This window comes from Bacillus aquiflavi (genome assembly GCF_019915265.1).
Lineage (GTDB): Bacteria > Bacillota > Bacilli > Bacillales > Cytobacillaceae > Bacillus_BT > Bacillus_BT aquiflavi.
Genome location: NZ_CP082780.1, coordinates 1,208,760 through 1,221,324 on the forward strand (window position 1 = coordinate 1,208,760; position 12,565 = coordinate 1,221,324).

The window sequence follows — 12,565 nt, forward strand, 5'->3', positions numbered from 1 at the left end:
CATGAGCAATGAGTTGTTGGATGCTCTTGTTTTGCTTGAAGAAGAAAAAGGCATTTCTAGGGATATATTAATTGAAGCGATTGAAGCAGCACTCGTGTCTGCATATCGACGAAACTTTAATCAAGCTCAAAATGTCCGAGTTGATTTAAATCTTGAATCAGGCCAGATGCGTGTATTTGCCCGAAAAGATGTTGTTGAAGAGGTTTTTGATCCTCGACTTGAAATTTCATTAGAAGAAGCGATGAAAATTAACCCAAACTATCAGCTAGAAGATATAGTTGAACTTGAAGTAACACCGAAAGATTTCGGCCGTATTGCTGCACAGACAGCTAAGCAGGTTGTCACCCAGCGTGTAAGAGAAGCTGAACGAGGAATTATTTACTCTGAGTTTATTGATCGGGAAGAAGATATTATGACAGGTATCGTTCAAAGGCTTGATCCAAAGTTCATTTATGTAAGTCTAGGAAAAATTGAAGCATTGCTTCCAGTAAATGAGCAAATGCCAAATGAGCAGTATAAGCCGCATGATAGAATTAAAGTATTTATTACAAAAGTAGAAAAAACAACTAAGGGTCCGCAAATTTTCGTTTCCCGCACACACCCAGGTCTGTTGAAAAGATTATTTGAAGCTGAAGTTCCAGAAATATATGATGGTATCGTAGAAATTAAATCAGTTGCTCGTGAAGCGGGAGACAGATCGAAAATTTCCGTTTATTCTGATCATCATGATGTAGACCCTGTCGGCTCATGTGTTGGACCGAAAGGCACTCGTGTTCAAGCAATAGTAAACGAGTTAAAAGGAGAAAAAATTGATATTGTTAAATGGTCTGACAATCCAGTTGTTTTTGTAGCTAATGCACTAAGTCCTTCAAAAGTACTAGATGTGATTGTCAATGAAGCTGAAAAAAGCACAACCGTTATTGTTCCAGATTATCAACTTTCACTTGCAATCGGAAAGCGTGGTCAAAACGCACGTTTAGCTGCAAAACTTACTGGATGGAAAATTGATATTAAAAGTGAATCGGAAGCGAAAGAAGCGGGGATATATCCTAGGGAAGACGCACCTTTACTCTCACAGGAATCAATCGAAAATGAATTTGACTTTTTTTTTTTTGATGAAGATTGAATGAAGAGGTGAGTGAATCGTGAAAAAGCGTAAAAAAAAAAAACCCCACTGCGAAAATGTGTTGTTACTGGTGAAATGAAGCCGAAAAAAGAACTTGTTCGCATCGTTCGCTCTAAAGAGGGAGCCGTATCGATTGATTTAACTGGGAAAAAATCCGGACGGGGTGCATATCTTTCAAAAAATAAAGAAGTAGTTATTCTCGCTAAGGAAAAAAATATTTTGGCGAGTCAACTTAATGTTAATGTAGATGAATCTCTTTACGAAGAATTGTTACAAATGGTAGAGAAGGAGAACAGAATTACTGAATGATGCAAAATAAATGGTTGTCATTACTTGGCTTAGCCAATCGAGCACAAAAAGTGATTTCAGGTGAAGAGCTTGTCTTAAAAGAAGTAAGAAGTGGGCGAGCAAAACTTGTAATATTATCTTTAGATGCATCAATTAATACGACAAAAAAGATTACTGACAAATGCAAATCTTATCATGTCCCTTGCACAAGTGTGGAAAACAGATACTTACTCGGGCAGGCGATCGGAAAAGAAGCTCGGGTCGTTGTCGCTGTCCTTGATAAAGGATTTGCAAAAAAGCTTTTAGAGATGCTCGATTAATTATTGCGGGGGTGAAAATATGAGTAAAATGCGCGTTTATGAATACGCAAAAAAACAAAATATTTCAAGTAAAGATGTTATTGCAAAACTAAAAGAGATGAATATAGAGGTTTCTAACCATATGACCACCATTGACAATGAAACAATTCAAAAGCTTGATGGATTTTATCATAAGAAAAATGAAAACGAAGCAAAGACACAAAAACCGAAAAAATCCGAAGCGCAAAGTGTACAAAAAAATAACAGATCTTCGAAAAATAATCAAAATAGCAGTGTACGTGATGGGAAAAAAGATACACAATCAAAAGATCATAAAAATGTGAACAAACAAAAACATAAACAGAGAAAAAAGCAAAAGGGCAAGTCAAATGATCAAGCACAAAAAATGCAATCCCAACAAAAAAAGGAACAAGCGCTCCCACAAAAAATAACCTATAGTGAATCATTAACAGTTGCTGAATTAGCAAAAAAACTACATCGTGAGCCTTCTGAAGTGATCAAGAAGTTATTTATGTTAGGCGTTATGACCACAATTAATCAAGAACTTGATAAAGATGCAATAGAATTAATTGCGGCCGAATATGATGTGGAAGTTGAGGAAGAAATAAAAATTGAAACAACAGATTTAGAGGTATACTTTACAGAAGATAATGAAGAGGATTTAGTTGAAAGACCTGCGGTTGTAACAATAATGGGTCATGTTGACCACGAAAAAACAACAACACTTGACTCAATTAGAAATACGAAAGTAACAGCAGGTGAAGCAGGGGGAATTACACAACATATAGGGGCATATCAGGTTACCGTCGATGGTAAAAAAATCACCTTTTTAGATACGCCGGGACACGCTGCTTTTACAACAATGCGCGCTCGCGGGGCAAAGATCACTGATATTACAATTCTTGTTGTTGCAGCGGATGATGGTGTTATGCCGCAAACGATAGAGGCGATTAACCATGCCAAAGCAGCGGAAGTACCGATTATCGTTGCAGTCAACAAAATAGATAAACCAACTGCTAACAAAGATCGCGTCATGCAAGAGTTAACTGAGCACGGCTTAATCCCAGAAGACTGGGGCGGTGATACAATCTTCGTTCCAATTTCAGCTTTAACTGGAGAAGGAATTGACAATCTGCTTGAAATGATTTTGCTAGTTAGTGAAGTTGAAGAGCTGAAAGCAAACCCGAAAAGAAATGCAATGGGGACAGTTATTGAAGCCCAATTAGATAAAGGCCGTGGATCTGTTGCTACTTTATTAGTTCAAAATGGTACTTTGCATGTTGGGGACCCAATTGTTGTTGGAAATACGTTTGGCCGTGTCAGAGCGATGATAAATGATATTGGCCGTCGTGTAAAAGAAGCTGGCCCATCAACACCTGTAGAAATTACGGGATTAAATGATGTTCCTCAAGCTGGTGATCGATTCGTTGTTTTTAAAGATGAAAAAACAGCAAGACAAATTGGAGAATCACGCTCTCAACAAGCAATTCAAGCACAGCGAAGTAAAAAAACCCGAGTTAGCCTCGACACTTTATTTGAGCATATGAAGCAAGGAGAAATGAAAGACTTAAACATCATTATTAAAGCAGATGTTCAAGGTTCTGTTGAAGCTCTTGCAGCAGCATTAGAAAAACTTGAAGTAGAAGGCGTAAAAATTAAAATTATTCATACGGCCGTAGGGGCAATTAATGAATCAGATATTACACTAGCAGCTGCTTCTAACGCTATTGTCATCGGTTTTAATGTTCGTCCAGACGTAAATGCTAAGCGTGCAGCAGAAGAAGAGGAAGTAGACGTACGGCTCCACCGTATTATTTATAAAGTAATTGAAGAAATTGAAGCAGCAATGAAAGGAATGCTTGATCCTGAGTTTGAGGAAAAAGTAATTGGTCAAGTTGAAGTTCGTCAAACGTTTAAAGTATCTAAAGTTGGTACGATTGCTGGCTGTTATGTAACAGACGGAAAAATTACTCGAGATAGCGGCTTGCGCTTAATACGTGATGGCATCGTTATTTTTGAAGGTGAAGTTGATACATTGAAACGCTTTAAAGATGACGCCAAAGAAGTTAGCCAAGGTTATGTGTGCGGGGTTACAATTAAAAACTATAATGATATTAAAGAAGGCGACGTTATCGAGGCATATGTGATGGAGGAAATAGAACGTAAATGATCATCGGTTCCGCCGTATGTGAGCTAATCATTTATAATGCTCACTCATTAAAAGAAAAACGTGCTGTTTTGCAAGGCATTCTAACAAGACTTAAAGAGAAGTTTAATATTGCCATCGCGGAAGTAGATCATCAGAATGTATGGCAGCGAACAACAATTGCTGTTTGTTCGGTATCATCTAGTAAAGTCCAGGTTGAGAAAGAATTGCAAAGGGTATTTAACTTCATTGATTCATTTCCTGAAGTAGAGCGCACGATGACGGAAATTGAATGGCTTTAAAAACGAGGTGATAAATGATGAGCCTTAGAGCTAATCGAGTTGGAGAACAAATGAAGAAAGAGTTAGGTGCGATCATTAGCCAGAAAATTAAAGATCCGCGTGTCGGCTTTGTGACCGTTACAGATGTTCAAGTAACTGGCGATCTTCAACAAGCAAAAGTTTATATTTCAGTACTAGGTGACAAAGAGGAAAAAGAGAACACATTAAAAGGATTAACAAAAGCAAAAGGGTTTATCCGAACTGAAATAGGACAGCGAATTCGACTTCGTAAAACACCAGAAATCATCTTTGAATTTGACGAATCAATTGATTATGGTAACCGCATCGAAACATTGCTCGATCAAATTCATGAAGAAGAAAAGGGAAAAGATCACTAAACAAAATGGATAGACTATTTCGTCTATCCATTTTTTACGAAAATTTTATATTAATAAAGAATGAGAGTGAAAAAATTGGAAGGAATCTTACCTTTATATAAGCCAAAAGGCATGACGTCTCACGATTGTGTTTTTAAGCTGCGGAAATTGCTAAAAATAAAAAAAATTGGCCATACAGGTACATTAGATCCTAATGTAGACGGAGTACTGCCAATTTGCATAGGCAGAGCGACAAAGGTAGCCGAATTTATGACTAGTACGGAAAAAGCCTACGAAGGTGAGGTAACGATTGGAACAGCAACAACAACTGAGGATGCTTCTGGCGAAATAATTGCTTCAAAAAAAGTGAATAAAGCTTTTACGAGAAGAGAAATATTAACTGTTTTAGACAGTTTAACTGGTATAATTGAACAAACACCGCCAATGTATTCAGCTGTTAAAGTAAATGGAAAACGCCTTTATGAATATGCACGTAAAGGAATTGAAGTGAAACGTCCAACTAGAAAAGTACATATTTATTCTTTACAATTACTTGACGATCAAGAACTTTTTAATGAAGATGAGTTTTCCTTTAAATTCCGAGTGAATTGCAGTAAAGGTACATACGTAAGAACATTAGCAGTTATGATTGGTGAACGGTTAGGCTATCCAGCCCATATGTCTCTTCTTACTCGAATAAAAGCAGCGACATTTGAACTAAAGGACTGTCTCACTTTTGATCAAGTTGAACAAAGCATTGAGACAGGTAATTTTGTTCATCAGTTATTTCCGCTTGAAAAAGGTATTTCTCATTTGCCGAAATATAAGATAAGTGATAAAGTAGCAGAGAAAGTAAGGAACGGAGCAATTTTACCTACTCCGACACAATTTGAACATCAAGACGAGCCTATCGTTGTCGAAACAAATAATGGGCTTGCGATTGCTATTTATATAAAGCATCCGCGAAAAACCGGTTGCATCAAACCGTTAAAAGTATTGCGGAATGATATATAATCATATACAAGCAAGGCTGTTTTATAAAGTAAAATGCCATGTCAGAAAAGGTGAGTATAGTCATGCAGGTCATTACATTACATCATCCACATCATTTAAACAAACAAGAGCTTCCTTCACTCGTAATGGCTTTAGGTTTTTTTGATGGTGTCCATTTAGGGCATAGAAAGGTAATCGGTGAAGCGCAAGCATATGCAAAATCTTACGGGTTAAAGAGTGCAGTTATGACATTTGACCCTCACCCATCAGTCGTCCTTGGTAAAGAAACAAAGCATGTTCATTACATAACACCAATTAACGACAAAATTAAATTAATTGAAGAAATGGGTATTCATTATTTATTTATCATCCATTTCAGTCAACAATTTGCTAACTTACTTCCACAACAATTTATTGACCAATATATTATCGGGTTAAATGTGAAACATGTAGTTTCTGGATTCGATTATACATATGGCCGAATGGGGAAGGGAACTACTGAGACGATGCCGTTTCATTCACGAGATAAATTTACGCAATCAATCGTTCCTAAATTAACGAGGGGAGACGCTAAAATAAGCTCCACGTTAATTCGTTCCTATATTCGTGAAGGAAAGTTAGCGGAGTTACCGAAATTGCTCGGTCGCTATTATACCGTTACAGGAACAGTTGTTAACGGTGATAAAAGAGGAAGAAAACTAGGCTTTCCTACGGCAAATATTCGTTTAAATAATGATTATATTATTCCTCCAATCGGTGTATATGCAGTACGAATTTTTGTAGATGGTTCGCGGTATGAAGGGGTTTGTAATGTAGGATATACCCCAACCTTCAAAGATCAATCAGCAGACAAACAACCTACAATTGAAGTTCATATATTAAATTTTAATAAAGAAATTTATTTGAAAACAGTGAAAATAGAGTGGCATACATATATACGCAAAGAGCAAAAGTTTTCAGATGTGCAGCAATTAATTAAACAAATAGATCGAGATAAACAAACAGCTATTGACTATTTTGAAAAAAATAGCTGTTAGGCTTGCATTTTAGAAAAAAAAGTTGTATTCTTATAAACGTACAAAAAGAACCATTGCTTGGCAAAGCGATTCACCAACGCTTGCTCGGTAATTGGGGATCTAAAAATAGGAGGTGAAACGGATGGCAATCACTCAAGAGCGTAAAAAAGAACTGATTAATGAATTCAAAACTCATGAGAACGATACTGGTTCTCCTGAAGTTCAAATTGCTGTCCTTACTGAGCAAATTAATAATTTGAACGAACATTTACGTACTCATAAGAAAGACCATCATTCACGTCGCGGTCTTATGAAAATGGTAGGTAAACGCCGAAATTTGTTAACCTATCTGCGTAACAATGACGTACAACGTTACCGTGTGTTAATTAACAAACTGGGTTTACGTCGATAGTCTTCAGAAGCGGGATTACTCCCGCTTTTTTATTAGCAAAAAAATAGTCTAACTTAATATTTTTTTATACATATTAAATCACTATTTTAATCATCCGCTTTTTTGTGCATACTAGTAATAGCACCGCTATTTTTTCGTTTGTCAATTCACCTAACCATCACGGCCACGGATGGAATTTTACTTTATATAGGCAGATGATAAAATGTTATGATATTTATGATAGAATGGCTGTTTTTTAGTGCAAACTAACACACATGATTCAGACAGCTATAAGGAAGGTTTAAGTGTTGTAACGCTTAAATTTCTAGTGTACTCAGGTAGAGAGGGGTTAAAGAATGGAACAAGATAAGCATAGCTATTCCTTACAATGGGCTGGACGGGAGCTTAGTGTTGAAGTAGGACAATTGGCAAAACAAGCGAACGGAGCAGTATTAGTCCGTTATGGTGATACAGTTGTGTTAAGCACTGCTACTGCATCAAAAGAAGCAAAAAATGTTGATTTCTTTCCATTAACTGTGAACTATGAAGAGCGTCTTTACGCCGTTGGAAAAATTCCAGGTGGCTTTATTAAACGTGAAGGACGGCCAAGTGAAAAGGCAATTTTAGCAAGCCGTCTAATTGATAGACCAATTCGACCTTTGTTTGCTGACGGATTCCGAAATGAAGTCCAAGTAATTAGTATGGTAATGAGTGTTGACCAAGATTGCTCCTCGGAAATGGCAGCAATGTTTGGTTCTTCATTAGCATTATCTGTTTCAGATATACCATTTGAAGGGCCAATTGCTGGTGTAATTGTTGGACGTGTAAATAATGATTTTGTCATTAATCCAACTGTTGAAGAGTTAGAACAGAGCGATATGCATTTAACAGTTGCAGGGACAAAAGATGCAATCAATATGGTTGAAGCTGGTGCTGAAGAGGTCCCTGAAGAAGTAATGCTAGAAGCTATAATGTTCGGTCATGAAGAGATTAAGCGTTTAATTGAATTTCAAGAAAGAATTGTCGCTGAAATTGGAAAAGAAAAAATGAATATTGAGTTATTTGAACTGGATCAGGAATTAGAAAACTCAATTCGTGGCATTTGTGAACAAGATATGATTCGTGCAATTCAAACACAAGAAAAACATGCACGTGAAGATGCCATCCAAGCAGTAAAAGATAACGTCATTTCAAAGTATGAAGAAGAATCCGAAATGGATGAAGAGCAATTAAAACAAGTTGCACAAATACTAGACAAAATTGTAAAAGAAGAAGTTCGTCGCTTAATTACAGTGGAAAAAATCCGTCCTGACGGAAGAAAATGTGATGAAATTCGTCCTCTTTCATCAGACGTTAATTTATTACCGAGAACACATGGTTCAGGTTTATTTACACGCGGACAAACTCAAGCCCTTAGCGTTTGTACTTTAGGTGCACTAGGAGATGTACAAATTTTAGATGGACTTGGCATTGAGGAAGAAAAACGTTTTATGCATCACTATAATTTCCCGTCCTTCAGTGTTGGAGAAACAGGTCCAATTAGAGGGCCGGGTCGCCGAGAAATTGGCCACGGTGCTTTAGGAGAACGTGCTTTGGAGCCGATTATTCCATCTGAAAAAGACTTCCCATATACCATACGTCTCGTTTCTGAAGTTCTTGAATCAAACGGTTCAACATCTCAGGCGAGTATTTGTGCAAGCACTCTTGCAATGATGGATGCTGGAGTTCCGATAAAAGCCCCTGTTGCTGGGATTGCAATGGGACTTGTTAAAACAGGAGAACATTATACCATTTTAACAGATATTCAAGGAATGGAAGATTTCCTTGGGGATATGGATTTTAAAGTCGCAGGTACAGCTAAAGGCGTTACCGCGTTGCAAATGGACATAAAAATCGCGGGTTTGTCACGTGAAATTCTCAAAGAGGCACTTGAACAAGCGAAAAAAGGCCGCATGCAAATATTAGATCATATGCTTACCACAATTTCAGAACCTAAAAAAGAACTGTCAAAGTATGCTCCAAAAATATTAACAATGACAATTAATCCTGATAAAATTCGTGATGTCATTGGACCTAGCGGTAAACAAATTAATAAAATTATTGAAGAAACTGGCGTGAAAATTGATATAGAACAAGATGGAACAATCTTTATTTCCTCTGTAAACCAGGAAATGAACGAAAAGGCAAAGAAAATTATTGAAGATCTCGTTCGTGAAGTCGAACCAGGTCAAGTTTATTTAGGTAAAGTAAAAAGAATTGAGAAATTCGGTGCTTTCGTAGAAATTTTTAACGGCAAAGATGGACTTGTACATATTTCCGAGCTTGCAGAACAACGAGTTGGTAAAGTTGAGGATGTTGTAAAAGTCGGTGATGAAATCCTTGTGAAAGTAATGGAGATTGATAAACAAGGAAGAGTGAACCTTTCCCGTAAAGCAGTTCTAAAAGAACAAAGCCAAAAAGGCTAAGTAAAAGTAAACGGTAAGTCAGGGGGAACCCCTGGCTTTTTATATGACCATTCCGATTACGATCATCATGCTGATTATAATATGAGATCCTTCGTTCTACCTTGTCCTTCTTACACATACTTTGTAGAGAAGGAGGAAGGAAGAATGAAAAAACAATTACTACAAATAAATATTATTGCATTTATATTAATTTTATCATGGTGGACGTTAGAAAATCCGTTAACTGAACAATATTTAGGGCAACTTAAAACTAAAACAGCAGCCTCTATGAACAAAAAAGAACCTTTATTTCAAAAAATAAATGAAAAAGCAAAAATGTATAAAATTCTTCCTCAAGATGCTAAAATTGATCGTGTCTGGAAAGGGATCCCCGGATACAATGGACTTGCAGTTGATGTAGAAAAATCTTATGAAAAAATGAAAGAAGAAGGCAAATTTAATGAAAGTAAACTTATTTATAAGCAGCTTGAACCGAAAGTTAAGTTAAAAGACTTACCCCCCACGGCTATTTATAAAGGCCATCCAGACAAGCCGATGGTAAGCTTTCTCATTAATGTTGCATGGGGAAATGAACATCTATCAAGTATGCTATTAGTGTTAAAAAAGCATAACGTGAAAGCAAGCTTTTTTTTAGAAGGACGGTGGGTAAAAGAAAACCCTGAGCTTGCAAAAATGATTGCTGATGCTGGTCATGAAATCGGCAACCATTCTTACTCCCATCCTGATATGAAGAAGTTATCTTCGCATCAAATTAAGGAAGAAATAGAAAAAACGAATAAAGTAATAAAAGCAACAACCGGTAAAACAGTAAAATGGTTTGCTCCTCCAAGCGGAAGTTATCGGGATGAGGTTGTTCATATTGCTGCAGATATGGGATTAGGGACAGTGATGTGGAGTGTTGACACGATAGATTGGCAAAAACCGTCTCCACCATTTTTAATTAATAGAGTAGTTTCAAAAGTTCATAACGGTGCCATGATTTTAATGCATCCGACAGAACCGACAGCAAAAGCTTTAAATCAACTTATTATTGAGCTTAAAGAAAAAGATCTGCAAATTGATACTGTTTCTCAATTGCTAAGTGAAGAACGGATTATAACAAGTAAAAGTGCTCAATCGGACATTTGTAATGGTCATAATGAATAAATAAGAGTTTCAATATGTAGTTGGACAGGAGGAATACTTTTGATAAAAAAATATACATGTCAAAACGGTGTAAGAGTTGTGCTAGAAAATATTCCTACCGTTCGCTCCGTTGCAATTGGAGTATGGATAATGACAGGATCTAGAAATGAAAATATGAATAATAATGGAATTTCACATTTTTTGGAGCACATGTTTTTTAAAGGGACAAAAAAGAGAAATGCAAGGGAAATTGCAGAATCATTTGATAGTATAGGGGGTCAAGTAAACGCTTTTACATCTAAGGAATATACGTGCTACTATGCAAAGGTATTAGATAATCACGCCGAACTTGCTTTAGAAATATTAGCGGATATGTTCTTTAATTCAACATTTGTTGAAGATGAGTTAAATAAAGAGAAAAAAATGTTGTTTTTGAAGAAATTAAAATGTATGAAGAGAAGATACCCCCTGATGATATTGTGCATGATTTATTAAGCAAAGCAGTGTATGAAAATCATTCTCTCGGGTTTCCGATTTTAGGAACAGAGGAAACATTACACTCTTTCAAAGGCGAAAACGTTTAAAGGAATATATGTTTCAAAATTATACACCTGATAATGTTGTTATTTCTATTGCGGGTAATGTTAATGACACATTTATTAAAAGAGTTGAGGAATATTTTGGTTCATATGAGGGAGGGGAAAATCCCCAACCGTCTGAAATACCATCGTTCCATATAAACCGTATCGCACGCAAAAAAGAAACTGAACAAGCACATTTATGTATTGGATTTGAAGGGTTGCCGATAGGTCACGATGATATATATAGTTTCATTGTCCTAAACAATATTTTAGGCGGAAGTATGAGCAGCCGCCTGTTCCAAGAAGTCAGAGAACAACGTGGTCTAGCTTATTCTGTGTTCTCATACCACTCATCTTTTCAAGATAATGGGATTGTGACGTTTTACGGCGGTACAGGTGTGAATCAATTAAATATGCTTTTCGATACAATTCAAGAAACACTACACAAATTAAAACAAGATGGAGTTACTGAAAAAGAACTGATTAATAGTAAAGAACAGTTAAAAGGCAGCCTCATGCTTAGTCTTGAAAGCACCAATAGCAGAATGAGCCGAAACGGAAAGAACGAATTGCTGTTAAAACGCCATCGTACACTTGATGAAATTGTTGAGTATATTGATAAAGTAACGAAAGAGAGCGTTGATCATTTAGCTAAAACAATTTTTACCGATCAATATTCAGCAGCTCTTATTAGTCCGGATGGAAAATTACCAAATAATATGATGACTAAATAAGTCTGTATTTATATATAGCAAGAGTTTGTAAGACAAAGTCAACAATTAAAGCAACTTCCTTAGATTGGTCAAAAACGCTTGCCAGTCGAGGCGCGTAGCATAGATGCATTCGTTCATTAGCTTACAACGAATTGCAAGTAACAAAGAATGCGAGCGTTTGTCATCAGTTTGAAGCCTGTATTTATATACAGGTATTTTTGGCTTTTATAACAAATATCTATTCTAAACTTGGACGATAAAAATAAACTAAAGTATGGAGGGTGATAAGGGAGGGGTTTGATAATGAAATTAAGTGAATTGAGCGGCAAGGAAATTGTTGATGTAAAAAGAGCAGAACGGCTTGGTATGCTTGGACAAACTGACCTCGAGATTAATGCAAATACTGGTGAGATACAAGCACTGCTTATCCCAACAGGAAAATGGTTCGGATTTCGCAAGCAGCAAGGTGAAGAAATTCGTGTCCCATGGAAACATATAAAAAAAATTGGTTCAGATATGATTATTATTGATATGAATGATGAAGGAACAGTTTAAGATAAAAATCAACTTTTTTTGTAGACTGATGTTGATCTTTTTAAAGGGCAAGTAAATTCACGGCGGGGCATTTGTCACAGTTTAAAAGCCTCGCTTCATTTTTTCTCTCACGTAAAAAATAAACGTTACAAAGCGCATTAGATTGAAAATTCCCCATATTAATTTCTCCTATCTTGTTAAATCATTAA

The 12,565-nt window shown here is 36.4% G+C and carries 12 protein-coding genes and 1 pseudogene; all 13 read left to right on the forward strand.

Annotated elements, in window-relative coordinates:
- Position 1: 1 nt before the first annotated feature.
- The 13 genes and pseudogenes from nusA to K6959_RS06140 all read left to right on the forward strand — a co-directional run bounded on the left by nusA (position 2) and on the right by K6959_RS06140 (position 12,377).
- Positions 2 to 1,126, forward strand: coding sequence for a transcription termination factor NusA (gene nusA / locus K6959_RS06080; protein WP_223087927.1), 1,125 nt, complete (start codon positions 2 to 4; stop codon positions 1,124 to 1,126).
- 75 nt (positions 1,127 to 1,201) lie between these two features.
- Positions 1,202 to 1,435: an RNase P modulator RnpM gene (gene rnpM / locus K6959_RS06085; RefSeq protein WP_218943899.1), complete on the forward strand. Its 234-nt coding sequence runs from the start codon at positions 1,202 to 1,204 to the stop codon at positions 1,433 to 1,435.
- Positions 1,432 to 1,734 carry a YlxQ family RNA-binding protein gene (locus tag K6959_RS06090; RefSeq protein WP_163240166.1) on the forward strand — a complete coding sequence of 101 codons (303 nt, stop codon included), beginning with the start codon at positions 1,432 to 1,434 and terminating at the stop codon, positions 1,732 to 1,734. Before rnpM ends, K6959_RS06090 begins: the two co-directional genes overlap by 4 nt.
- Positions 1,735 to 1,753: 19 nt before the next feature.
- Complete coding sequence (gene infB, locus K6959_RS06095; RefSeq protein WP_223087929.1) at positions 1,754 to 3,904, forward strand: translation initiation factor IF-2; 2,151 nt, start codon at positions 1,754 to 1,756, stop codon at positions 3,902 to 3,904.
- Positions 3,904 to 4,182: a DUF503 domain-containing protein gene (locus K6959_RS06100; RefSeq protein WP_223088326.1), complete on the forward strand. Its 279-nt coding sequence runs from the start codon at positions 3,904 to 3,906 to the stop codon at positions 4,180 to 4,182. Before infB ends, K6959_RS06100 begins: the two co-directional genes overlap by 1 nt.
- A gap of 17 nt (positions 4,183 to 4,199) precedes the next feature.
- The gene (gene rbfA / locus K6959_RS06105; RefSeq protein ID WP_163240170.1) at positions 4,200 to 4,559 is read left to right on the forward strand and encodes a 30S ribosome-binding factor RbfA; all 360 of its coding nucleotides are present in this window, start codon (positions 4,200 to 4,202) and stop codon (positions 4,557 to 4,559) included.
- A 75-nt stretch (positions 4,560 to 4,634) separates the two neighbouring features.
- The gene (gene truB, locus K6959_RS06110; RefSeq protein ID WP_163240172.1) at positions 4,635 to 5,552 is read left to right on the forward strand and encodes a tRNA pseudouridine(55) synthase TruB; all 918 of its coding nucleotides are present in this window, start codon (positions 4,635 to 4,637) and stop codon (positions 5,550 to 5,552) included.
- 62 nt (positions 5,553 to 5,614) lie between these two features.
- Positions 5,615 to 6,568 carry a bifunctional riboflavin kinase/FAD synthetase gene (gene ribF, locus K6959_RS06115; RefSeq protein ID WP_163240173.1) on the forward strand — a complete coding sequence of 318 codons (954 nt, stop codon included), beginning with the start codon at positions 5,615 to 5,617 and terminating at the stop codon, positions 6,566 to 6,568.
- A gap of 121 nt (positions 6,569 to 6,689) precedes the next feature.
- Positions 6,690 to 6,959: a 30S ribosomal protein S15 gene (gene rpsO, locus K6959_RS06120; RefSeq protein WP_163240175.1), complete on the forward strand. Its 270-nt coding sequence runs from the start codon at positions 6,690 to 6,692 to the stop codon at positions 6,957 to 6,959.
- A gap of 335 nt (positions 6,960 to 7,294) precedes the next feature.
- Positions 7,295 to 9,403, forward strand: a complete 2,109-nt coding sequence (gene pnp, locus K6959_RS06125) for a polyribonucleotide nucleotidyltransferase (protein WP_163240177.1) — start codon at positions 7,295 to 7,297, stop codon at positions 9,401 to 9,403.
- A gap of 144 nt (positions 9,404 to 9,547) precedes the next feature.
- On the forward strand, positions 9,548 to 10,549 hold the full coding sequence (locus tag K6959_RS06130) for a polysaccharide deacetylase family protein (RefSeq protein ID WP_223087930.1): 1,002 nt from the start codon (positions 9,548 to 9,550) through the stop codon (positions 10,547 to 10,549).
- Positions 10,550 to 10,588: 39 nt separating this feature from the next.
- Positions 10,589 to 11,843: pseudogene (locus tag K6959_RS06135) on the forward strand (M16 family metallopeptidase).
- Between the two features lie 282 nt (positions 11,844 to 12,125).
- Positions 12,126 to 12,377 carry a YlmC/YmxH family sporulation protein gene (locus K6959_RS06140; protein ID WP_163240183.1) on the forward strand — a complete coding sequence of 84 codons (252 nt, stop codon included), beginning with the start codon at positions 12,126 to 12,128 and terminating at the stop codon, positions 12,375 to 12,377.
- Positions 12,378 to 12,565 lie beyond the last annotated feature (188 nt).